At 43.0% G+C, this 24,996-nt stretch carries 22 protein-coding genes; 19 read left to right on the forward strand and 3 right to left on the reverse strand.

Annotated features, from left to right (window positions below; translation table 11 throughout):
- Window positions 1–37 precede the first annotated feature (37 nt).
- From AC1RNB_RS07335 to AC1RNB_RS07360, 6 genes are all read left to right on the forward strand, one after another.
- Complete coding sequence (locus tag AC1RNB_RS07335) at window positions 38–1,324, forward strand: hypothetical protein (protein ID WP_493082008.1); 1,287 nt, start codon at window positions 38–40, stop codon at window positions 1,322–1,324.
- A gap of 180 nt (window positions 1,325–1,504) precedes the next feature.
- Window positions 1,505–2,272: a hypothetical protein gene (locus tag AC1RNB_RS07340; RefSeq protein ID WP_493082009.1), complete on the forward strand. Its 768-nt coding sequence runs from the start codon at window positions 1,505–1,507 to the stop codon at window positions 2,270–2,272.
- Between the two features lie 8 nt (window positions 2,273–2,280).
- On the forward strand, window positions 2,281–3,207 hold the full coding sequence (locus AC1RNB_RS07345) for a helix-turn-helix domain-containing protein (protein WP_493082010.1): 927 nt from the start codon (window positions 2,281–2,283) through the stop codon (window positions 3,205–3,207).
- Window positions 3,208–3,289: 82 nt separating this feature from the next.
- Window positions 3,290–4,285 (forward strand): aldo/keto reductase, encoded by a 996-nt coding sequence (locus tag AC1RNB_RS07350; RefSeq protein ID WP_493082011.1) that lies wholly within the window; start codon window positions 3,290–3,292, stop codon window positions 4,283–4,285.
- Window positions 4,286–4,373: 88 nt separating this feature from the next.
- Window positions 4,374–5,018, forward strand: coding sequence for a phosphoribosylanthranilate isomerase (locus AC1RNB_RS07355; RefSeq protein WP_493082012.1), 645 nt, complete (start codon window positions 4,374–4,376; stop codon window positions 5,016–5,018).
- Window positions 5,019–5,221: 203 nt separating this feature from the next.
- Window positions 5,222–6,940 (forward strand): TIGR03768 family metallophosphoesterase, encoded by a 1,719-nt coding sequence (locus AC1RNB_RS07360; RefSeq protein ID WP_493082013.1) that lies wholly within the window; start codon window positions 5,222–5,224, stop codon window positions 6,938–6,940.
- A gap of 81 nt (window positions 6,941–7,021) precedes the next feature.
- Here the strand turns inward: AC1RNB_RS07360 and AC1RNB_RS07365 are convergent, their stop codons facing one another.
- On the reverse strand, window positions 7,022–8,173 hold the full coding sequence (locus AC1RNB_RS07365; protein WP_493082014.1) for a serine hydrolase domain-containing protein: 1,152 nt from the start codon (window positions 8,171–8,173) through the stop codon (window positions 7,022–7,024).
- Window positions 8,174–8,358: 185 nt separating this feature from the next.
- Entirely contained in the window at window positions 8,359–10,704 is a 2,346-nt protein-coding gene (locus AC1RNB_RS07370) for a hypothetical protein (protein ID WP_493082015.1), read from the reverse strand.
- Between the two features lie 167 nt (window positions 10,705–10,871).
- Between AC1RNB_RS07370 and AC1RNB_RS07375 the strand changes: the two genes are divergently transcribed.
- Window positions 10,872–11,345 (forward strand): GyrI-like domain-containing protein, encoded by a 474-nt coding sequence (locus tag AC1RNB_RS07375; protein ID WP_493082016.1) that lies wholly within the window; start codon window positions 10,872–10,874, stop codon window positions 11,343–11,345.
- A gap of 7 nt (window positions 11,346–11,352) precedes the next feature.
- Here AC1RNB_RS07375 and AC1RNB_RS07380 read toward each other — a convergent pair whose 3' ends face one another.
- The gene (locus tag AC1RNB_RS07380; protein WP_493082017.1) at window positions 11,353–12,099 is read right to left on the reverse strand and encodes a sulfite exporter TauE/SafE family protein; all 747 of its coding nucleotides are present in this window, start codon (window positions 12,097–12,099) and stop codon (window positions 11,353–11,355) included.
- Window positions 12,100–12,240: 141 nt separating this feature from the next.
- On the opposite strand from AC1RNB_RS07380, the gene AC1RNB_RS07385 reads away from it, so the two are divergent.
- From AC1RNB_RS07385 to AC1RNB_RS07440, 12 genes are all read left to right on the forward strand, one after another.
- Window positions 12,241–12,849: a TetR/AcrR family transcriptional regulator gene (locus AC1RNB_RS07385; RefSeq protein ID WP_493082018.1), complete on the forward strand. Its 609-nt coding sequence runs from the start codon at window positions 12,241–12,243 to the stop codon at window positions 12,847–12,849.
- A gap of 7 nt (window positions 12,850–12,856) precedes the next feature.
- Window positions 12,857–14,116 carry a TolC family protein gene (locus AC1RNB_RS07390; protein ID WP_493082019.1) on the forward strand — a complete coding sequence of 420 codons (1,260 nt, stop codon included), beginning with the start codon at window positions 12,857–12,859 and terminating at the stop codon, window positions 14,114–14,116.
- 4 nt (window positions 14,117–14,120) lie between these two features.
- On the forward strand, window positions 14,121–15,050 hold the full coding sequence (locus AC1RNB_RS07395; protein WP_493082020.1) for an HlyD family secretion protein: 930 nt from the start codon (window positions 14,121–14,123) through the stop codon (window positions 15,048–15,050).
- Complete coding sequence (locus AC1RNB_RS07400; protein WP_493082021.1) at window positions 15,031–15,954, forward strand: ABC transporter ATP-binding protein; 924 nt, start codon at window positions 15,031–15,033, stop codon at window positions 15,952–15,954. Before AC1RNB_RS07395 ends, AC1RNB_RS07400 begins: the two co-directional genes overlap by 20 nt.
- Window positions 15,944–16,684, forward strand: coding sequence for an ABC transporter ATP-binding protein (locus AC1RNB_RS07405; RefSeq protein WP_493082022.1), 741 nt, complete (start codon window positions 15,944–15,946; stop codon window positions 16,682–16,684). The genes AC1RNB_RS07400 and AC1RNB_RS07405 overlap by 11 nt, the downstream gene beginning before the upstream one ends.
- 1 nt (window position 16,685) lies before the next feature.
- A complete protein-coding gene (locus AC1RNB_RS07410; RefSeq protein WP_493082023.1) occupies window positions 16,686–17,792 on the forward strand; it encodes an ABC transporter permease in 1,107 nt (368 codons plus the stop codon).
- Entirely contained in the window at window positions 17,789–18,907 is a 1,119-nt protein-coding gene (locus AC1RNB_RS07415) for an ABC transporter permease (RefSeq protein WP_493082024.1), read from the forward strand. Before AC1RNB_RS07410 ends, AC1RNB_RS07415 begins: the two co-directional genes overlap by 4 nt.
- A gap of 83 nt (window positions 18,908–18,990) precedes the next feature.
- Window positions 18,991–20,238 carry a BamA/TamA family outer membrane protein gene (locus tag AC1RNB_RS07420; protein ID WP_493082025.1) on the forward strand — a complete coding sequence of 416 codons (1,248 nt, stop codon included), beginning with the start codon at window positions 18,991–18,993 and terminating at the stop codon, window positions 20,236–20,238.
- A 108-nt stretch (window positions 20,239–20,346) separates the two neighbouring features.
- Window positions 20,347–21,003, forward strand: coding sequence for a hypothetical protein (locus tag AC1RNB_RS07425; protein WP_493082026.1), 657 nt, complete (start codon window positions 20,347–20,349; stop codon window positions 21,001–21,003).
- Window positions 21,004–21,030: 27 nt separating this feature from the next.
- The gene (locus AC1RNB_RS07430; protein WP_493082027.1) at window positions 21,031–22,248 is read left to right on the forward strand and encodes an MFS transporter; all 1,218 of its coding nucleotides are present in this window, start codon (window positions 21,031–21,033) and stop codon (window positions 22,246–22,248) included.
- A gap of 94 nt (window positions 22,249–22,342) precedes the next feature.
- Window positions 22,343–22,711: a hypothetical protein gene (locus AC1RNB_RS07435; protein WP_493082028.1), complete on the forward strand. Its 369-nt coding sequence runs from the start codon at window positions 22,343–22,345 to the stop codon at window positions 22,709–22,711.
- A 49-nt stretch (window positions 22,712–22,760) separates the two neighbouring features.
- Window positions 22,761–24,809, forward strand: a complete 2,049-nt coding sequence (locus AC1RNB_RS07440) for a TonB-dependent receptor domain-containing protein (protein WP_493082029.1) — start codon at window positions 22,761–22,763, stop codon at window positions 24,807–24,809.
- The last annotated feature ends 187 nt before the right edge of the window (window positions 24,810–24,996 follow it).

Consider the following 24,996-nt stretch of genomic DNA (forward strand, 5'->3'; position numbering starts at 1 on the left):
CACTTACCCTTTTATCAGGCATTCAAATTACCCACATATGCAAGCAACCATACAAGAACCCGGCACAGAGTTTACCACTGTTAAGGAAGCCATCATCCATAACATAGACAATCCCAAACAACTGGAAAAACTATACCGGAAAAACAAAACGTTATTCTTACGTGTATTCAATGCGGTGTACCCAGACATCCAGACACATGCCAGTGCACAGGTATGGAATGAACGGTTGAATTTTGAACAGGAAGATTTCTTTCTCGGCGCGAAAAATGAAATGTTGTTTGTTTTACTCTCGGCGTTGGTTACCGGATTCCTGGCCAAGATCCCGGATTTTACCGGTATGAACGCGGACTACTTTTTTATGCGCAATATTGGCCTGGTAGGTTTTCCGATGTTACTGGCATATTTTTTATGGAAACAAAAGACCAGCATCAACCAGCTACTGGTACCATTGGTAGCAGTTTTACTGTCGGCTCTCTATATTAATTTCTTACCCAATAACCCTACAAGCAATTCCCTTGTGCTGGCCTGTATTCACCTGCCTGTTTTTTTATGGACCCTGTTGGGTTATAGTTTTGCCGGGGGTAACTGGAAGAGCCTTACACAACGGATCGACTATCTGCGTTTCAACGGAGACTTTGCGGTGATGGCAGCCCTGTTAACGCTGGCAGGCATTTTGTTCACCGGTATCACGATTGGTTTATTTGAACTGATCGGTTTGCATATTCAGGAATTTTATGCAAAAAATATTGCCGTATGGGGGCTTTCGGCTATTCCGATACTTTCTGCTTACCTGGTAGTAAACAATCCTCAGCTGGTCAATAAAATCTCTCCTGTTATCGCCCGGATCTTTACGCCGCTGGTATTTGTTACCCTGCTGGTTTTTTTAGTAGCCATTATTTATACCGGTAAGAATATTTATAACGACAGGAATTTTCTCTTACTCTTTAATGGATTACTGATTGCTGTGATGGCCATCATTTTGTTTTCGGTATCAGAAGCTACCAAAAACACAGCCGGTAAACTGAACCTGCTTTTTTTATTCGGTCTTTCACTGTTAACCATTATACTAAATGGTATTGCCCTCTCTGCTATTGCCTTCCGACTGAGTGAGTTTGGTATCACCCCTAACAGAACAGCGGTATTGGGTGCCAATCTCCTGATATTTGTAAACCTGTTACTGGTGGCCTACCAGCTATTCCGAATCCTGAAAGGGAAAGCAACTGTGCAGCAACTGGAGAACAGTATCGCCCTGTTTATTCCGGTATATGGCATCTGGAGTGTGCTGGTCACTTTTCTTTTCCCACTGTTATTCAGTTTTGCATAAATCGGGGCAGGCTATTTTCTGGAGCTACAGTCAATAGCCTGTCTTTCTAAGCTTCTCTCCAGATAAGAGGCTTGGGTACCATGAACAATTGTTTGAAATATATACGAATCAATTTGATTTTCGTTATCTTGAAAAGAGTGTATTTCGTCCCTTTGTTGTCATTACATTACCCTTGCCGCCATGTCAACAAAATTGGTATACCTGTTTTTCCTGTTTCTCTGCTGTAAGCATTCCGCTTTGTCGCAATCTGCAGACAGTGCGCAGAAAAGCAGTTTTTTCTCCGGCTCTGTTGGTGTTACCAATAACGGTATGTCGGTAATCCCTACTTTTTCGCTGGGCAAACCGGCCGCTATCATTACCCTTTCTACCGGCAAGAACCGGTTCAGCTTCGACCCGGAACTGCGTTTCTCGCTGGAAGCAAAACCCTGGAGTTTTATTTTCTGGGGGCGCTATAAACTGATACGTACGCCTAAGTTTCTATTCAATATCGGCGTACACCCCGCACTGAATTTCAGGAGTGAGCTACTCTCGATCAATGGTGTTTACCGCGAAACCATGGTAAGCCGCCGCTATTTTGCAGGAGAACTGGCTCCCAGTTATCAGATCGGAAAAAATATACGGGTAGGCCTGTATTATCTGTATTCGCGTGGATTGGATCATGGCACAACGGGTGTTACCAACTTTTTTACCATCAATAGTAATTTCTCTGCCATCCGTCTCAACAAAGACTATTTTCTGCGGTTCAGTCCCCAGGTATATTATTTACAAATGGATCAGCAGGATGGTTATTTTGTTACCGGCGCCCTCACCCTCGCAAAAAATAATTTTCCATTCTCTATCTCCACCATGTTCAACAAAACCATTCAAACCAGTATTACGGCCAGTAAAGATTTTGTCTGGAATCTCAGTCTTATCTACTCCTTCCATAAAAAATTCCTGAAACAATAAGTGTAGCCATGAAAACGGTAAATTTATGGGAGATGAGTAAAGTAGAAACCATAGAAGAATTCTATCAGAACAAATTTGCCTGGATGCCCGATAATATCCGGAACGAGATCGGGCACTTCAATGTTTTTAAGCTGGAGCCTTTTGTAGGAGGAGACAATGCAAAATCCATTCCCTATAGACGCCGGGATTATTACAAGATCATGCTGGTAATGGGTCAAAGCCAGGTACATTATGCCGACAGGGTATTTCAGGTGCAACAGCAGGCTTTGTCGTTTTCCAATCCGCAGATCCCTTATAAGTGGGAACATCGGGATACTATCCGTAGCGGGGTGTTCTGTATTTTCAATACGCATTTTTTTCACCAGTTTGGCAACCTGAACCAGTATTCCATTTTCCAGCCCGGCGGCAACCATATATTTGAATTAACCGATGAACAGGTAGACGAAGTAACCGTTTCCTTTAAACGGATTTTCGAAGAGATCAATTCTGATTATATCCATAAGTATGATGTACTGCGTACCATCGTATTTGAGCTGATCCATTTTGCAATGAAACTGCAACCCTCTTCCAAGCTGGATAAACAACCGCAGAATGCTTCTCAACGCATTGCTACGCTTTTTCTCGAGCTGCTCGAAAGGCAGTTTCCTATTGATGATACCCACCAACAGATAACCCTGCGCACGGCATCTGATTATGCACAGCAATTGCATGTACATGTGAATCACTTAAACAGGGCCGTGAAAGAAATTACGGAGAAAACCACTACACAACTGATCGCAGAAAGATTGGTACAGGAAGCCAAGATCCTGCTGAAACACAGTGCATGGACAGTATCTGAGATAGCTTACACGCTTGGCTTCAAAGAAACCACCCATTTCAATAATTTCTTTAAGAAGCATGTGTCTATCAGTCCGCTGCAATTCAGAACTGTTTGAAATTCGTAGTTAGTTATTTCATTCTTGTTAGTAGTTGCTTTCAGACCGCCGTAGTTTTGTGCCGTACATAAAATGAAATAGGATGAATACGATATTACCCAAAAGACAATTAGGCAAGAGTGGACTGGAAGTATCGGCCCTGGGCCTTGGATGTATGGGACTCAGTTTTGGCTATGGCCCTGCTACAGATAAAAAAGACGCGATCCAGTTATTACAAAAAGCTTTTGACGCCGGCGTTACCTTTTTTGATACCGCAGAAGCGTATGGTCCCAACCTGAACGAAGAATTATTGGGCGAAGCTTTCGCTTCTTTCCGCAGCGAAGTTGTGATTGCTACCAAATTCGGATTTGAACAGGGGCAACCTTCACTAGGTCTGAACAGCCGGCCAGAAAATATTCGTAAGGTTACGGAAGCTTCGCTCAAAAGATTACAAACCGATCATATCGATCTGTTATACCAGCATCGCGTTGATCCCCATGTACCTATTGAAGACGTAGCGGGAACGGTGCAGGATCTGATCAAAGAGGGTAAAGTAAAACATTTTGGTTTATCCGAAGCCGGCGCAGAAACCATCCGTCGCGCACATGCCGTACAGCCGGTAGCTGCCCTCCAAAGCGAATATTCACTCTGGTGGAGAGAGCCAGAGCAGGAGATCCTTCCTATCCTGGAAGAACTGGGTATTGGTTTTGTTCCCTTCAGTCCGCTGGGTAAAGGTTTTCTCACTGGTAAGATTGATGAGAATACGCAGTTCGACAGCAACGATTTTCGTAATGTGGTTCCGCGTTTTGCCGCCGAGGCAAGAAAAGCGAACCAGGGTATGGTAGATCTGCTGCACAGCATCGCGAAGCAAAAGAATGTTACACCGGCACAGATTGCACTGGCCTGGCTGCTGGCGCAAAAACCGTGGATCGCCCCTATCCCAGGTACTACCAAATTACACCGGCTGGAAGAAAACCTGGGTGCGATTGCCATCCAACTCAGCGAAGCGGATCTGACAGAGATCAATACCGCTGCTGCCCGGATTGCCGTACAGGGAGCCCGTTATCCAGAAGCACTGCAGAAATTAGTGGGCCGTTAAATAGCTTTCGCCTTACCGGTCATCTGTTCAAAAACAAGTTTCCTGTAAACAACTCTGGCAGAAATGGAAACAGCGCTATTTTTGAAGCATGATCCCAAAAGTCAAAATATGCTGTATCAGTTCTGTTGAAGAAGCCCGGATGGCGGTAGATCATGGTGCATCCGCACTGGGCCTGGTAGCCAGGATGCCCAGCGGTCCGGGGCCGATTGCAGATGAGCTGATTCTTGCCATTGCCCGAACAGTGCCACCACCCATTGCTACTTTCATGTTAACCAGCGAAACAGCTGCGCAGGCTATTATAGCACATCACCGAAGAACGCTTACCAATACCATCCAGATCGTAGATGAACTGGCAGAAGGAACCTATGAAGAGATCAAAAGAGAATTACCTACCATTAAACTGGTGCAGGTAATACATGTGATAGATGAAAGCTCCGTGGAAGAAGCCATCCGCATAGCCGCATCGGTAGATGCATTATTACTCGACAGCGGTAACCCCAAAGCCACCATCAAAGAACTGGGCGGAACAGGAAGGGTGCATAACTGGGGCTTAAGCAGGAAAATTGTGGAACAGAGTAAGGTTCCGGTATTTCTGGCGGGGGGCATTACTGCCGACAATGTAAAAAAAGCAGTAGACGAAGTAAACCCTTTCGGTATCGATCTCTGCAGTAGTGTAAGAACCGATGGAAAATTAGACCCCTCCAAACTGGAACGTTTTTTCGCTGCCTTTTAACCTTTCCATATTTTTCTGCCCTGTTTGTACACAGAACACAGCAGCAGCAAGGATTTCCGCTTACTCAAAACATGACTTCCATCATCTTTTCAGCCACTGAAGAGGGGTAATTTTGTGCACAACTAACAGCTGCATATTCCGCTGTTATACAGGCTCTTTTTTTATGGCTTCCTGCGTTTTCTCATCCACCAAAAACTACGAAAATGAGAACGATACATTTCTCTCCCGTTCACCTGCTGCTGGTACCAGGTTTGTTATTGTCGGCGAATATCTCCTGCAAAAAATCAACGGGCACGCTGAGCCCGGCTACTGAAAAAGTATACACCACGGTAGAGAGAACCATCGTACCAACCAATACATATACTGTTCCCTTACTGATCGGTCCGAATGAGGTTACCAAATTCTCACAGTATGGATTTGGTTTCTGGGGATATGGACCCGGTGTACCCTACCAGAAAAGACTTGATCTGATGCCTGCTGGTTATACCGGTGATAATGTGAGCCAGGCGGCTTCGCTACTGCATTTTTTCTCTATTTCCGATATTCACATCACAGACAAAGAATCGCCGGCTGAAGCAATCTACTATGGATATAAATGGAATATTATTTCCGGTTACTCACCTTCGATGCTGTACACCACACATATGCTGAATGCAGCGGTGAAAACAATCAATGGGTTGCATCAAACCAAATCTTTTGATTTTGGTCTGTCACTCGGGGATGCCATCAACAGTTCGCAGTACAATGAACTGAGATGGTTTATAGATGTGATGGATGGGAAATTCATCAATCCTGATTCGGGTGTAAAAGATGATCCCAACCCCGGTCCCAATAACGATTACCAGGATGAATACAAAGCAGAAGGTCTTGATCCATCCATTAAATGGTACCAGACACTGGGTAACCACGATCATATCTGGATGGGCATGTTTCCTCCTGATACTTATGTCCGTGATCGGATGACAGGAAGCACCATACTAGAGCTCGGTAATATTTTTACCGATAAAGCAGGACTGGCTACCCGTGGTTTTTACATGGGTGCCATTGACGGCAAAACCATTAACGGAGAAATTATTGGCGCCGGACCGGTAAACAGTTTTGTCGTGCCGCCTACCGTTCCTGCTGATAAAAACAGGTTCCCTCTCGCAAAAAAAGAAGTGATCGGAGAATTTCTGAAAAGTACCAGTCAGCCGGCAGGGCATGGATTTACAGCAGCCATGGCCAGCACCGGATTTGCGAATTATACATTCGAACCCAAATCCGATATCCCTATTAAAGTGATTGCATTGGATAATACCAACAATGCCGATAAACCTGTTACAGACGCTTACGGGAAAGGATATATTGATAAGGAACGGTACGACTGGTTGGTAGCCGAACTGGATAAAGGACAGGCCGAAGGCAAACTGATGATTATTGCGGCACATATCCCGATCAAAGTGAAGATTGATCCATCTACACAACTCGGACAGTCTATGATCTGGAGCCGCGATTCCTATAAAAATGAGGATGAGATGCTGGCTACACTTCATAACTATTCCAACCTGATTCTCTGGGTTTCCGGACACAGGCATCTGAGTGTGGTTACGCCACAACCTTCTCCGGATCCTGCAAAACCCGAATTGGGTTTCTGGGAGGTAGAAACACCTTCCCTGCGTGAATATCCGCAACAGTTCCGTACGTTTCAGATTATCCGCAACAGCGATAATACCATTTCCATATTTGCAGCAGATGTAGATCCCATTGCACCGGAAGCTTCGCTGGTGGCCAGGGCCCGCTCTTACGCCATCGCCGCCAACCAGTTATTTAAAATTGTACAGGACCCCATGCCAACAGGGGTGGTGAATGTGGAGCTGCTTAAAAAACTCAGTCCTGATATGCAGCATAAAATAAAATTGCTCGGTACACCTGTTACTCAATAATCTGCATCTTCTTAATAAAAAAGGATCCTGGTTATGAGCAGGATCCTTTTGTGTTTTGCCAACACTGCGTGAACGACATCGTTATTTCGAGATGAAAGCCTCATAGAGGCTATTCACTGTTTTCCGCATCACCGCATTAAAACCATCTGAATACGCCGGATGACAGCCATTACTGATCACCACAAAACCGAATTTTTCTTTAGGTTGAAAAAACATAACACTGTATAAACCGTAGGCAGAACCGGTGTGGCCGGTCATGGTTTTACCAACAATCAGTTTGTCTGTTTTTAATAAGGCCAACCCGTAATTCTCTTTGTCCGAAAGCGGGGTCTGCATCTCGCGCGCACTTTTCCGGGAAATGATTCTTTTACCATTGTATTTTCCCTGTTTGCTGTGCATGATCATATAGCGGGCAAGGTCTGTGGCCGAGATCTTCATTCCGCCTGTGGGTGAGAAAACGGGCGTGGTATATCCCATGGTATAGGCGGCAATCTCTTTGCTGCGGGGTGCGTACGCAGCCGGCGAAGCGATAAACTTTGCAGAATCTCCATTGTACTCATAAATGGTAGCAAAACGGGATCGATCGAGCGAGTCTACACAATAACCTGCATATAATTCCAGGGGATCCAGTATATGGTGTTTGATATACTGGTCAAATCTTTTGCCGGATATTTTTTCGATAATTGTTCCTGCCATATTGTAGTTGAGGTTACAATACTGGTAACCGGTTCCGGGTTCATACTCATTATAACACCTGGCCCAATTGGGATTTTTAGCAGGGTTGATGGCATCCAGCGTAAAATACCCCTGGCTATCGTTGATAGAAGAACGGTGCGATAAAACCATGCGGAGCGTGATCACCGTTTCAGGATATTTGGGATTCCGGATAGGGAAACCAACCAGATTACTCATGTCTTCTTCTAATGACAGTTTTTTGGCTTCTGCCAATTGCATCATAGCGGTTGCCGAAAAAGATTTGGAGATAGAAGCGATCCTAAACAGACAGTCATCTGTTAATGGTATATTGGTTTCCGCGTCTTTCAGTCCGAAGGAATGCGTATAGATGATTTGATTGTTTTTCACCACAGCAACCGAAAGCCCCATCACTTTTGTCTCTTCCATGATGGTTCTGATGGCAGCTTCTGCTTTTTCGGGTTGTGCCTGCGCCGACAGGTTTGTCATCAATACAAACAATAGCGTAATAGCAGATAGTAAAAAGGTACATCTTTTCATAAGGTCCGGTTGAAATAATAAACGGTAAGATAAGTCAGATCCTCAATAGTTTTTATTCTCTTCGGGAAGGATCATAAAAGTGGAGGTTTTTGTTAAAATATATGCAGCATCCATATAAGAAAACAATACGCCTTTGGAAAAGATCCAAAGGCGTAGCATGCTGATTATTGCTTATGCGGAAATGTTTATTCCAGTATTTTTTCAAAATGCAGTAACCTGCCATCTGAAGCTACACCCTCCATTACCAGTTTCAGTTTTTTGGCAGTTTCTGAATTGGTGAAACGGATCTTGTATACATTACTTCCCTCTTCCGGAAAGAGATTCGGGTTCCAGTACACGGTATTTCTTCTGCCAACACCTAATGTATTTTTCTGTAGATAATCGTTAACAAAATCTTTGGTTAACAAATAACCCGGGTATTTGAACTGGCTCATGGCACCAATTATCTGGGTACCGCCATCAGCTGGCTTTTTGGTGTACACCACCAAGGCGGCGCCAATGCCCACGGTTGGTATGCCCCCTCCCATACCGGGCGGGTAATATTTCACCAGTGCCACATCCGTTGCACGGATGCCTTTCAGGAAATCGATCGTGGTAGGCATTTCGTTCAGGAACAGGCGCACTTCCGGCATGAGAGTAAGTGATAATTGCCGGTTAGCCTGTATCGTATAATTACCACCGCCGGAACTGATCATTAATCCTGCTATCTGTCCCTGCAATTGATCCAGGATATTATAGGCCGGACTGGGTGGATCGTTGATCAGGTCCAGTGTTTTGGCTGAACCCATGCTTCTGAACATACCGGATGTGTACCTGTCGTTCACCTGTTGTTTGGGCGGCACTTTCCGCGCCGTTACGGTTACTTCGCGTAATCCTGTTGACGAAATGGAATCCGACAGCAGTATGGTATGCATTTCTTTTACCACAGCCAGTTTTTCTTCATCGGCAAACAATGATCTGTTTACGGTAAGATAGTTTTCCCGGAAGGGTAAGGGGAATCTATCTTCCGGTTTGCTGGTATCCATTGTAAGGGCCAGTTCAATCCATTTATCACCGTTCAGCGAATAGCGGAACAACTGGTTCCCTTCAAATATCAGTTGCGGCAAGACAAAACTGCCATCTTTTTCAATCGATGCGGGAAGCATATTGGTTACAGAATCGCGGGTGGTATAGGTAAAACTCAGATCTCCTTTGCTGAGGGGTTTGTTATTGCCCTTGTTCAGTACTTTTCCCTTGATAGTGATATAAGCAGAGTCGTAATTGATCACCGTATCTGTTGCTGCCACCGATTGATCGCGCCAGGCAGTTGTTCCGATCAGCAGGTCCAGTTGTTCTTTCGGTATGCCGGCACTGAGATTAGCACTGCTGATGAATGCATGATTTTTACTATCCTGGTTCAGCAGCAAACCGGTAGCAATATTATTCTCTTCGGTATAAATGGTTTTGTCTTTATCTGTGATAGAAACAGAGAAACTCCCCGCAATACCCTCGGGTATCGTTACCGTAAATACATTTTTTCCGTTGGGAGAAAGACGCAGTGTATCGGCGGTGAAAGCAACCGGAACAAATGCACTGTCTGCCACAATCAGACTGGCTGCTTCGGCGAGTTTTTGTTGCCCTGCATTAACCACCATTAACTGTAATAAACCGGTAGGCAATTCATCAACGGAGATACGGGCATTTACTTGGGCCGTATTGGCAACAAACTTTTTCTCGAATACGAGGTTTTCATCCATATATCCTTTGATTGACATGGCAGCACCATCGCGCAGGTTATCGGGTATAAATACATTGAATTGCCTGGCTTTGGGGGCTTCCCATACAGAGAGTAATACTTTGGTTTCGTCGGGGCGCGGTAAGGATACTTTGGTAACGGTACCACCTGCATACCGAACATGGGCCGTGTATTCTTCGCCTGTTCCGGGCAGTAGTGCAAATTTGCCTCTTCCGTTAACATCAGTTGTAAATACGGCCAGTTCCTCTCCTTTGGCGTTTACAACCTTCCCTTCGGTAACGGCAGGTTTACCGAGCGGATCGCGGGTTTCTACATAGATGGTATTGGCGATTCCTACTACCAGGTTACCCGATGAAGGATGGAAAATACAAGCAGGTTCAGCCGCAACCGGTACTGTTTTACCGGAAGGGTTGAACACATAGAGTATTCTTGTTGCAGAGAAATACTTGTTTTTATCCGGCTTCGTGTTGGTATATACTCTCAAAAAATAAATTCCTTGTGGCAGGGTTAAAGGCAGATCAAGACTGCCCGAAGCGGTTGCACCAAAAATAGGCAGGCTGCCACTGCTGATCCGCTTGCCGGATTCATCTACCAGATCCAGCAACAGGTTGGTAGAAGTACTTCCGGGCATCAGTGAGTTCAGCAGGTACACTTTAAACCAGATTGTTTCTCCCGCTACAAAACTATTCCGGTCTGATTGTATGTAAATCCGCTCGTGCAGCTGTGCAGAAGCCATGGCCACTGTTACTAAAAGAACTGCAACCAGCATCATTTTTCGTGCTTGTAAAAAACGCATAGGGCTATAGGTTAAATAGATAAAACGAAACAGGCAAACTTTGGATGCTTAGTGATCGGGGGGAGGGTAAAACAAATATATGGCTATTTCATATATTATCATAGTTTGCGATATTGATTCGTATAATATAACAGAGAATTCATTGTAGCACCCATACAAAAAATCGCATGGAACCAACAATCGTTAAGCTGCCCAAGAAACTACTGGTGGGCAAGCACCTTACTATGTCTATGGCAGACAATACAACCGGGCAACTCTGGCAGTCGTTTATGCCGGTAAAAAATACGATCTCACACAAAACCGGGACCGATCTGTTCTCCTTACAACTCTATCCACCGGATTATTTCCTTGCTTTTGATCCACATACACCCTTTACCAAATGGGCAGCCGTAGAAGTAAGCGAAGTGGCCCATATTCCGGAGGGCATGGAAGTTTTGTTGGTAGAAGGAGGTCTGTATGCTGTGTTCCCGCATACCGGTATGGGTACTGAGATCTTCTCTTTTATTTTCAGTGAATGGTTGCCACGTTCGGGCTATACATTAGCCAACCGGCCACATTTTGAATTACTGGGAGAAAAATACAAACAGGGAAGTGATGATTCGGAAGAAGAGATCTGGATTCCGGTAAATGCCAAACAGTAACTGCACGTTAACTTTTCACCAGCATCAGCACACAACCCAGCAGGGTTAATACCATAACCAGTTTTCGGTAGCTGGTATCTTTGATTTTTCCCACGATACCAATCCCGGCCCAAAAGCCGAGGGCCAGCATGGGCAGCAGCACTAAGTCTACCTGAAAACTTTGCAGGGTAACATTCTTCCAGTAAAAAACCTGAAAAGGCAGTTTGAACAGGTTCATGAACAGGAAGATCCAGGCGGCTGTTCCGATAAAATCGTTTTTGGTCATGCGCATGGCCAGAAAATATAAATTAGCAAAAGCACCGGCCAGGTTACCGATCATAGTGGTAAAACCCGCAGACAAACCGGTACCAATGGCAAACAAGGGATGCGCGGGCACTTTCTGCGACTTGCGCATTTCCATTACCAATACAATGGCGATGGTGATCAGGATAATCGCTGCCATCAGTTTCCGGAATACGGTTTCGTCCATATCCTTACCAAAGTAAACGCCCAGCAATACCCCCAGTACCATCCAGGGAGTGATCTTCCGGAAATGGTTCCATTGTGCATGCCGGTGATAGTAAGCCACGGCAGCAATATCGGCCATACATAACAGGGGCAATACAATGCCTGTAGAAGCTTTGCCGCCAAATACAAAAGCCATCAGGGTTACGCTCAGCATATCCACGCCTTTCAGGCCTGCTTTACCCAAGCCGATGATAAAAGCGGCTGGAAGGATCAAAAGCCAGTGTGATAAGGACTGTAAAGAAACCATAGCAAATTCTATAATACACAATCTATCAAATAGTTACGAAATAATTTCGGTTAAAATCTTCTGCGGAAAGGGCCTCATTCAAAAAAAAATGACTGTGGTGTGGTTAATTATCTATTTTTGTTAACCAAACGGTTAAACTATATGGTTAATAAGCAATCATCCTCCGAAGAATCCATTTTATTGGCTGCCAAAACCATCTTCTCGGTAAAAGGGAAGGATGGGGCATCGATGCAGGAGATTGCAGATGAAGCAGGTATAAACAAGGCCCTCCTTCATTATTATTTCAGAAACAAGAACCTCTTATTCGAAAAGGTTTTTTTTACAGAACTGCAGAAATTTTCTCCGATACTAAAAAATAAGATCGCTTCAGATATGGAGCTTTTCGAGAAAATAGAAAGCATCTGTGAAACCTATATCCAGATGGCAATCGACAATCCATTTGTGCCGGTATTTGTGATCAGCGAGATTAACAAACAGCCTGAGCTTTTCATTCACAAGATGTTTGCAGACGATCTACCCGACTTCCCGAAATTCAGCAAACAGATAGAACGTGAAGTAGAATTGGGACATATAAAACCGATCCACCCACAACATCTTGTAATGAATATTCTGAGCATGTGCGTGTTCCCCTTTCTGATGAAGCCCATGTTCCTGTACGGAATGAAGATTAGTAAGGAACAGTACCACGAACTGATGCTGCAAAGAATGCAGGAAGTGCCGAAGTTTATTATTGATTCAATCAAAAAATAACCCTGTTATGCGTTACCTGATTATTTTTTTTCTGCTGACTGCCAATATTGGGGTCTCACAAACGTATACACTGGAAAAAATGCAGGATTTAGCACTCAGCAATTATCCTTTGATACGCCAGCATAATTTATTAAAAAGTACTGCGTCTTTGAACATTGATAATATTAAAACACTACTATTTCCGCAGATTACCATCAACGGTCAGGTTACTTACCAATCTGATGTTACCGGATTAACCATTCCCAATAATCTGTTCAAGATCGATCCGCTTTCCAAAGATCAATACAAAGCCACTGCAGAAATCCAACAAACACTATACGACGGAGGGCTGAATAAAAAAACCAGAGAAATCTCCCAACTGGGTACTGAAATAGACTTGCTGAAAAATGAAGTGGAGCTGTACAAATTAAGAGAGCGGGTAGCGATGGTTTATTGCAGTATTTTATACACTGATGCGGTTTTAACGCAGATGAAATACATAGCTACCGATCTGAATAATGGCCTGCAGAAAGTGGAAGCCCTGTATAAGAACGGGGTGGTATTCCGGAATAATGTGTTGCAGGTTAAGGCACAGATCCTACAGAATAACCAGCGGATAGATGAGATCCTGTCGGCAAAAAGGGCCTTGTATAATGCGCTCGAACTACTGACTGGTGAAAAACTGACCGACTCGGCTGTTTTTGTATTACCCGAAAAGATCATTCTCTTAGACGAAACCAACCAGATCTTACGACCGGAAGTTTCCTTATTTGACGCCCAGATCAATAGTGTTGATAAACAAACCGGGCTGATTGATGCGAGAACAAAACCTAAAATGGGGGCTTTTTTACAAGGCGGTTATGGCAAACCTGGTTTGAATATGTTGAAAAATGAATTCAGCTGGTTTTCACTAACAGGTATCAAACTGCAATGGTCGCTGGGTGGTTTTTATACAAACAGAAAAGAAAAAACAATCCTGCAAAATCAAACCGGACTTATCAGGAATCAAAAAGAAACCTACCTCCTGAATACAAATATTCAGCTGAAACAGCAGCTGGATGAGATTTCTAAACTGGAAAAACTGATTGGTTCAGACAAAGAAATCGTATCTATCAGAGAGCAGATCAAAAATGTTACACTGGCACAGCTTACCAATGGTGTCATTAACACGAATGATTATCTGAAAGAGGTGAATGCATATGATCTTTCTGCACAGGCACTGATTCAACACGAAATACAACTTATTCAATCAAAACTGGTGTACCAATTATTAAAAGGGAAAAAATAATTATATGAAAAAAATTACTGTTCTATTTTTCATACTGTTGCTGCTTGGTTGCAGCAAATCCAATTCTGAGTTTGATGCACAAGGTGTTTTTGAATCAGAAGAAGTGATAGTTTCTGCCGAGATTCCGGGAAAACTATTATCCTTTCCAGTAAATGAAGGTGACAGTCTTGCCAAAGATGAGGTAGTAGCTCAACTGGACTCAGTCAGTTACATACTGCAACGGGCTCAGTTATATGGTAGTTTGCAATCAATCCATGAAAAAACGACAGATGTATCGCCTCAGGTAATATTATTGAATAACCAGATACAGGTTCAGCAGGCATTGTTGAAAAACCTGCTATTTGAAAAAGAAAGAATAGAAAATCTTTTGAAAAGTGATGCCGCTACAAGAAAACAGCTGGATGATATCAATTATCAGATTGAAGCCGTTAATAAACAGATAAAAGTTACACAACAACAAATCAATGTTCAGGTTGCTACTGTACAGAATCAGAACAGGGCCGTTTTGAGTGAAATCAATCCGGTAAATAAAAAAATTGATCAGGTACAGGATCTGATTAATAAAGCAAAACTGATAAATCCTGTAACCGGCATAGTATTAACCACCTATGCAAAAGAAGGAGAAATGGCAGCAGCCGGTAAACCATTGTATAAAATCGCCAATATAAATGAACTCACCCTGCGCATATACATAACCGGGGACCAGTTATCCCTGATCAGAATCGGGCAAAAAGTAAAAGTTTTTATTGATAAGGGAAGGAAAGAATACAAAGAATATGCCGGAACCATATCGGCGATTGCATCTAAGGCTGAATTTACACCCAAAACAATACAAACGAAAGACGAGCGGGCCAACCTCGTGTATGCGGTAAAAGTGCTCGTAAAAAATGATGGCTACTTAAAAATCGGCATGTATGGAGAAGTATTATTCTGATCAGGCATCGATTGTTGTTTCGTCGGTAAGCAAGTCTTACACATCAGGTAAAACTGTTGTGAAGGCCTTAGACAATATCAGCTTTGCAGTTGAGAAGGGTTCTTTGTTTGGGTTAATTGGCCCCGACGGTGCCGGGAAAACTACTTTATTCAGAATATTGACCTCCCTATTATTATTTGATAAGGGTAAGGCCCTGGTTGACGGTTTCGATGTAATAAGCGGATATAAAGAGATCCGGAAAAGAATCGGTTATATGCCGGGGCGGTTTTCATTATACGCCGATCTGACCGTGCAGGAGAATCTGAATTTCTTTGCCAGTATTTTTGAAACAACCATTGATGAAAACTACGATCTGATAAAGGGTATCTATGCACAAATAGAACCCTTTAAAAACAGAAGGGCCGGTAAACTGTCAGGCGGCATGAAACAGAAATTAGCACTAAGCTGTGCGCTGATACATCGCCCCTCTGTTCTGTTTTTAGATGAGCCTACTACTGGTGTTGATGCTGTATCACGTAAAGAATTCTGGGACATGCTGAAAGGTTTAAAAAATGAAGGCATCACGATCCTGGTATCAACTCCTTATATGGACGAAGCCAATCTTTGCGACAAGGTAGCATTGATACAGTCAGGCAGCATACTGAATATCGACACCCCGCACAATATCACGCATACATTTTCAAAAACAATTTACCGGATCAAGGGTCCGGATATGCATGCCTTATTACTACAGGCCAAACAATGGGATTTTGCAGAACAGGTATATCCTTTTGGTGAATATCATCATGCAGTAATCAGACAGTCATCGACAGAACTTCATTTTCCGGAAGGTGTTGAAGCCAGCCGGATATACCCGGGTATTGAAGATGTTTTTATCGATTTAATGAGAGACCATGACCAATAAAGCAATCATAGTTGAAAAATTATCAAAGACGTTCAACGGCTTTAAAGCAGTGGATGAGATCAGTTTTGAGGTAGGAAGGGGAGAAATTTTCGGGTTCCTTGGTGCCAATGGTGCCGGAAAAACAACTGCTATGAAAATGCTCTGCGGCTTATCAATGCCCAGTAGTGGGAAGGCTACGGTGGCGGGATTTGACATATATGAAGAGAATGAATCCATCAAGAAGAATATCGGCTATATGAGTCAGAAGTTTTCTTTATATGAAGACCTTACCATCAGGGAGAACATCCGTTTTTATGCAGGTATTTATGGTATCAAACCCGGTATTATCAAAACAAAGACTGCCGAATTGCTTATGCAGCTGAGTCTTGAAAAAGAAGCAGATCAGCTGGTAGGACAATTACCGCTGGGCTGGAAACAGAAACTGGCATTTTCAGTAGCCATATTTCATGATCCACAGATTGTTTTTCTGGATGAACCCACGGGAGGTGTTGATCCGATAACCCGGAGGGATTTCTGGAATATGATTTATGACGCTACCGCAAAAGGCATCACTGTATTTGTTACCACCCATTATATGGATGAAGCAGAATATTGCGATAGGGTATCCATTATGGTAGACGGACAGATAGATGCCCTGGACACACCCGGAAATCTGAAGAAATTATATCAGGCGGAAAGTATGGACCAGGTTTTTTTACAAATAGCCAGAAAAGCCAAAAGGACCGAATAATATGAAGCAGTTCTATCATTTCATCCTCAAAGAATTCTATCACATTTTCAGGGATAGAAAAACGCTCTTGATTTTATTGGGTATGCCTATGGCCCAGATTATCATTTTCGGTTTTGCCCTTTCCAATGAGGTTAAAAATGCCCATATTACCATCGTTAACGAGTCTAATGGCGCTGCCTCGGTACAACTGGTTCAGAAAATTGAAGCCAGCAAATACTTTGAGCTCTACCATCAAAGTACCCGAACGGCTGATATTGAAAAAATGTTCAAAAGGGGGGGTATTAAAGTAGCCCTCATTATTCCTTCTGACTTTGACAAAACAATACTGGCACAGAACAACTCACGTTTACAGATCATTGCGGATGCCACCGATCCGAATGTAGCCACTACACTTACCGCCTACCTTTCTATTATTATCGCAGACTTTCAGAAAGAAATAAATCAGCTCAATACAGTTCCGTATACCATTGACCTTGAAACACGGATGATGTATAACCCCCAGCTAAAAGGTGCTTATAATTTTGTGCCCGGCGTTATGGCGATGGTACTACTGCTGGTATGCACAATGATGACTTCATTAACCGTAGTAAGAGAAAAAGAGTTGGGTAATATGGAAATCCTTTTGGCATCGCCGGTAAATCCACTGATCATTATTTTAGCCAAAGCGGTGCCTTATCTTTTACTATCCATCATTAATATTATTACTATTTTATTACTGAGTTATTTTGTACTGGATGTGCCCATCAACGGAAGCCTGATTTTATTATTTGCAGTCAGCATTCTGTTCATTCTTGTTTCGCTCTCATTAGGTCTGTTGATTTCTTCTGTTACAGATTCGCAGAAATCAGCCATGTTCATCTCACTGATCGTTATGTTTTTACCTACTGTCATGTTCAGTGGCTTTATTTTCCCTATTGAGAACATGCCTTTACCCCTGAGAACGATATCCAATATCATTCCTGCAAAATGGTATTTCATTATTGTGAAATCTGTCATGATCAAGGGTCTTGGGTTTAAACTGATCTGGAAGGAGGTATTGATTCTTACCGGTATGATGCTATTCTTTTTTGCCATGGCTATCAAAAAATTCAATATCAGATTGTCATGAACCCATTAAAATACATATTAGAAAAAGAATTCAAGCAGATTTTCAGAGATCCTGCCATTATCCGGGTAATATTCATCCTGCCCGTTATCCAGCTGATTATTTTACCCCTGGCGGCTGATTATGAGATCAAAAACATTAATATATCTATTGTTGACAGAGATCACAGTACTACCTCAAACAGACTTATTCATAAGATCACTTCTTCCAATTATTTTAAACTGATTGATTACAGTGGTGATTTTAACCAGGCAATGACGGGCATTGATAACGACAAAGCTGATCTGATTGTAGAGTTACCCCAGGGATTTGAAGCAGGCCTGTATGCACAAAAACAAGCAACGCTGTTTCTGGCAGTAAATGCCATCAACGGCGTAAAAGCCAATCTGGGCGCCACTTACCTGAGAACCATTATACAGAATTATAATAACGACTTCAGGATAGCTCTGCTTACACCAGGCCGCTTCAATGAATTACCTATTATTGAAACAACATCCTCGAACTGGTATAATCCGAAAATGAACTATAAATTTTTCATGGTACCCGGCATTCTGGTTTTATTGATTACCATGATAGGTCTGAATTTATCTGCCATCAATATAGTACGGGAGAAAGAAATAGGAACCATTGAGCAGATCAATGTAACACCTATTAAAAAAATCCACTTTATTCTTGGCAAACTTATCCCTTTCTGGATACTCGGATTAATTGTGATTACAATAGGGTTGTTTATTGCCTGGCTGTTTTATGGAATCATTCCCCTTGGTACCTATTTTACTATTTATGTGTTTGCTGCTGTTTACCTGCTGGTCATTTTAGGTATGGGACTTCTGATATCCACCTACGCTGAAAATCAGCAGCAGGCCATGCTGATCTCGTTTTTCCTGCTAATGATATTTGTATTGATGGGGGGATTATATACCAATATCGACAGTATGCCTGAATGGGCGCAGTGGGTAACAAAATTTAATCCGGTAGCCTACTTTATTGAAGTTATGAGAAGGGTAGTCTTAAAAGGCAGTGGTTTGTCCGATATAAAACAACCACTTTTCATTATGTTTATTTTCGCCATTGCCATTAATTACTGGGCTGTTATTAGCTACCGCAAAAGATCTTAATATTGGAAAGAACATGGTTGTAAAGAAATTTCTGCAGCAGAAAAAAAGTGGATGTTACTTTGCAGCACCAGAATAAAATGTTCATGCCCCTGACACTTCGCTTACTTATCATCGCTTTGCTCTCGGTTTTATTAACGGAATCGCATGCCCGGTATACAGATAGTTTACCCAAACACCGGAAAAATATTTTCACCCTCGCTTTTTACAAACAACCCGGGAAAGACTCGATGGTAGATTTTGTAGATGGTATTTACCGGGTTTTTAAACCCGGTAAAACAAGGTCTTTTAACGATACGTCCGAAAGCAAACACTTTACGTTTATTCCTGCGGTTGAGTACAGTCTCGTTACCCGGCTGGCCGTTTCGTTAAATGCCAGTCTGGTAGTAGCCGGCAAAAGAAAAACAGACAATAATTCCACTCTCTCCGGCGAATTGAAATACACGCAGAATAAACAGATCATCGGGCAACTCGTATCTAATCTGTGGCTAAAGAACAACCAATATATTCTGAACACCAACTGGTCTTACGCCCGTTTTCCGCAAAAAGATTTCGGTCTCGGTGCCAACACTGAGCTGAACCGCTTTGACCTGCTGGATTATCATTACCTCAAACTGCACCAATCGATCGTAAAAAGACTGGCCCCTGATCTGTATGTGGGTCCGGGACTGGCCATCGATCACCACTGGAATATTACAGATACCACTACCCTTAACAAACCGCTGACAGGTTTTAATCAGTATGGTTTTACCAATGCATCTACTTCTATCGGCATTTCTGTAAACCTTTTGTACGATACCCGTAAAAACCTGGTAAACCCGGTTCCCAGCAGTAGTTATGTGAATCTGATCTACCGGAATAACCTTACCGCTTTGGGAAGCGATCAGCACTGGCAGAGCCTGGTGATAGATGCACGGAAATATTTTGCCTTCCCTAAGGCAAGTAAAAATATACTGGCTTTCTGGACCTATAACTTACTTACCCTGCAGGGCAAACCGCCATATCTGCATTTACCTGCCACTGCGTCGGATGTGTATAATAATACGGGGCGGGGTTATATACAGGGCAGATTCAGGGGCGATAAATTATTGTTCGCTGAATCTGAATACCGTTTTGGTATCACTGAGAATGGTTTTTTGGGTGCCGTGATTTTCGCCAATATGCAATCCGTTTCGGAACAGGCGGGCAAAAGTATTCAGGGACTTAAAACAGGTTACGGCGCGGGTATCCGCATCAAATTAAACAAACATTCGAATACTAATATTGCCCTTGATTATGGGTTTGGCCAGGGTGGATCAAGAGGATTGTTTATGAACCTGGGAGAAGTATTCTAATATCAACCCATCCCTCATCCTTGAAATGATAAACGGCGGTAATAAGTGATTACCTGTTAGCAGTCATCCTGCAGAAAAGTTAGTTTTACCAAATCCTAAACTAACTGTATGGCTTTCCCCAATCAAACTTATATCCGGATCAGAAATAACCGTACCCTGAATGTACTGGCTATGTTAACCCGGTATCTGATCGGTTTTGCGTTCATTCCTTCCGGACTTACCAAACTACTGGGCAACCGTTTTACCCTGCTGACCATCGATGATCCAATCGGTTTTTTCTTTGAGGGATTATACCGAAGCGGTATGTACTGGCATTTTCTGGGGCTGGTGCAGGTAGTGGCTGCCTTTCTGTTAATGTCGCAACGTTTCGCCACTATGGGAGCAGTAATGTTTCTCGGCATTCTCAGTAATGTTTGGCTGATTACCCTGTCAATGAATTTTGGTGGTACCTGGGTCATTACCAGCTTGATGATGCTCGCAAACCTATGGCTCATTGCCTGGGATATGGAAAAATTACTCCCCTTATTCTTACGGGATAATACCACGTATACGATCCCAAACAGAAGGTATCCTACTTACACGAGCACCTGGATCATTACCGGTTATTTTTTGTTTGTGTATTGTACCGTTTCCAGTTTATTGGTTCTTGTTTTTAATATACACTCACTACTGTTCAGCCTTGTTCAGGTAACGGTGGTTTTACTCAGTGTAGGCATTACTCTTTGGCTGCACTATAAAAGCGAGAAAAAAGCCAGACATACATAATGACTGCTTTTGCGGTAACTTAGGTACATGAAAAACATTTCGCGTACAGTCTGGATCCTGTCGCTGGTGAGTTTATTCACCGATGTGGCCAGTGAAATGTTGTACCCCATTATGCCCATCTATTTACAGTCGATCGGGTTTTCTGTTGTTCTGATCGGCCTGCTAGAAGGTTTTGCCGAAGCCATTACCGGGCTGAGCAAGGGCTATTTCGGTCAATTATCTGATCGCTCTTTTAAGCGGGTACCTTTTATACAGGTAGGCTATGCTTTCAGCGCTATTTCAAAACCCATGATGGCGCTGTTTGTGTTCCCGGTATGGATCTTTTTTGCGAGAACCATTGATCGGTTCGGAAAAGGAATCCGCACAGGTGCCAGAGACGCCTTATTATCCGACGAATCTACGCCCGCTACCAAGGGAAGGATCTTTGGCTTCCACCGGTCGCTTGATACATTGGGCGCCGCTATTGGGCCTTCGCTGGCATTACTCTATTTGTATTGGTACCCTGAACAATACAAAACACTTTTCCTGATCGCATTTGTACCGGGTTTGCTGGCATTGGGCACTTCTTTGTTACTGAAAGACAAACCAGAAACTGCAGTAAAACCAGTTCCCAAACAATCATCCGTTTTCTCGTTTCTCAGTTACTGGAAACGAAGTCCGACGGGTTATAAAAAAGTAGCGGCCGGTTTATTGTTTTTTACACTCTTCAATAGTTCCGATGTTTTTTTATTGCTGAAAGTGAAAGAATCGGTACAGGATGACTCGGTGGTGATAGGGGTATATATCTTCTATAATCTTATCTACGCTTTGTTCGCTTATCCATTGGGAATTATTGCAGATAAGATTGGCTTAAAAACGGTTCTGTTATCCGGCTTTTCCCTGTTTGCGATGATGTATCTCGGTATGTCTTTAACCAAAGACCTGTATGTATTCTTTGGATTATTTTTCCTCTATGGTATCTACGCAGCAGCTACAGAAGGAGTAGCCAAAGCCTGGATCTCCAATATTGTAGATGCCAGAGATACAGCTACCGCCATCGGCACTTTTGCAGGTTTTCAGAGCATCTGTATGCTGATAGCGAGTTCGCTTACCGGTGTAATCTGGTATCGGTTTGGTTCTTCTGCCGCGCTGATGGTAACCGCTGCAACTGCTGTTTTGGTGGTTTTGTATTTCCTGTTGATCGGGAACATAAAAACACATGAAGCAGTAACAGTTCCGGCACCCGATCCCAAGTCCGGTTTATAACAATGGAACGTAATAGTATGACAGCAAACATGACTCAGGTCATATGGCTTTCAGTTACAAACCTTAATTTTGTAATTGAAATTACCCTGGTGTAGTGAAGCAGTTTGCAGTTATATTGATTCTTTTTTCGCTTATTGGCAATAACTTTTCGAAGCTATTGTACTACGCCGACTATCGATTTAACCCCGAGGTATACCTGCAAAACTGTATCAATAAAGCAAAACCAGCATTAAAATGTAACGGTCATTGCCAGTTGCAGAAAAAACTGAATAAAGAAGAAGAACGCAATGACGGAACACCTGAGAGGAAAACAGCTTTTTCCTGGGAAATTATCAGCTCCAAAAGTTTTTTTGCTTCAATCAGTTTACCGGTAAGGCTTTTTACGATAACATTTACCAGCAGAAATATCAATACAACCATTGATATTTCTCCCAATCTCTTCCATCCTCCGCAACAGGCCTGATTTCCTGATTTTTTATTGCAACAGATCTGTTATCTTTTAAATGAATGTTATGAAACTACATGTCGCAAGCCTCTTTGCGGGGGTACTTGTTATGCTATTATTTATTACACCTCTTACTGCTCAAAGCTACCATCCGTTTTCCGATTCTACGGTTGAAACACTCAGTCCCGTAAGCGTTTACGCTTTAAAAGGGAAAGCCACCCATAAATACCTCAAACTGACACACGCAGATTGGGTAAAACATGATGCCGGAGAAGTACTGCTGCAGGTACCCGGATTTTCATCGATCCGTAAAAGCGGGGATTTTGGATTTGATCCCGTATTCCGTGGTTTTAAATGGGAACAGGTCAGTATCCTGAACGATGGCGGACTTACCGCACATGCAGCCTGCCCTAACCGCATGGACCCTCCCAGCAGTCAGGTAATGATTAACCAGGTAGAGAAAATTGAAATCAGCAAGGGCCCCCATAATTTCAGGTATGGGCCTGCTACAGGAGCCGTCGTAAATTTTAAAACGGCTGATCCTCAGTTCAGTTCGCAAAAAGAAATGTTCGGAAGAATCAGTATCGGTGGAGAATCCAATGGAGAAGTGTTCAGAACAGAAGGACAAGTAGGCTGGAGGGGAGAAAAACTGCAGGTGTCTGCGGCAGGTTCCTATTCCAACGGACAGGATTACACAGACGGCAGCAAGAATTTTATACCAGCTGTATTTAGCCGGGGTGCCATCAACCTGAATGCGGCTTACCTGTTAAAGCAGAACCAGATCGCTTCGGTTATTATCACCAGGAATTTTGCGAGAAATACTTCTTTTCCCACTCTGATGATGGATCTGTTAAGTGATGACACCTGGTTGATACAGGGAAAATACCAGGTACGGTCTGCCAGCAGATGGTACAATCAATGGATTTCGCAATTGTATACTTCCGTTGTAGATCATCAGATGGGGAATGGCCTGAGGCCCACAGCTGCTACCATGTTAAGTCATGTTTTTGCCAATACCCAGACTTCCGGCGGCAGAACAGAGTTTCAGGTTATAAAGAATAACAGCACAATATATGTGGGTGCCGATCTGAAATATGAATACGCCAATGGCTCACGTACCAGGAGTATGTTAACCGGCATGATGGCAGGTAAAACCTTTACAGATACTTTATGGCAACAGGCTTCTCTGCTAAGAACCGGCATTTTTGCCCAGCTTGATAAAAAGATCGGCAAATATGAACTGTCTGTTTCATCAAGACTTGATATGGTACATGCAAGACCCAACGCTGTAAGTGCCAAGTACGCCGCAACGAGTACCGATCTGAAAAGTTTTGATCTGAACCCCAGCATCAGTGTAGGTATTAACCGTATTTTCTCACCATCATTTCAGGCGGGCATATGGTTGGGCAGAGGTGTGAGAAGTGCGAGTATTACTGAAAAATTCATCAACTATTTACCCGTTGGACTGGATGCGTATGAAGTGGTGGGAAATGCACAACTCAAACCAGAAGCAAATACCCAACTTGACCTGATACTGGCTTATAAAACCCAACACACAAGTTTGCAGGCAACTGTGTTTGTTTCTTCTGTTCAGCATTATATCAGTGCTGTGGTTGACCCAACTTTACAACCGGTTGTAACTACTGCCCCGGGGGTGAGAAGGTTTATCAATATCAGTTATGCACGCCTCAGTGGTTTTGAGTTTACCTGGGGACAGAAGGCGGGCAGGTTTTTGCGCAATGAATTCAGCGCAACCTATACAAAGGGGCAGAACAGAGAACTGGATCAGCCTTTACCAGAGATCAATCCATTTGAAATCAGAAATAAGTTAACGGCAGCCCTGTTTGAAAATACCCTCTCTGCATATATTAACCTTCGCCATTCGTTTGAGCAAACCAGGGTTTCCGCGGCATTCAGTGAAAAAACAACAGCCGCTTTTACAGTTACCGATCTGGGATTGAATATCAGTGCCACACAAAAAATGCAGGTTTCAGTGGCTGTACAGAACTTATTCAATATAAGCTACAAAGAACATCTGAGCCGGTATATCAATGCTACGCTACCACTCAATTCGCCAGGCAGAAGCCTGGTATTAATGGCTTCTTATCATTTTTAGGCTATTCAGTTTTATACACATGCAACACTCAAAGGTCAGTATATCGTATACTGACCTTTTTAGTATCCGTCACAGCCTAGTTTCGTTTATGTTTCATCTTACATGCGAAATGTTAAAGTCCGGCAAATACGTACAGCTACGGAATTGTGTAACAAATGTTACGGTTAAATGGCAGGGTGTAAAGGAA

The organism is Sediminibacterium sp. GW821-FHT12F12 (assembly GCF_058806635.1).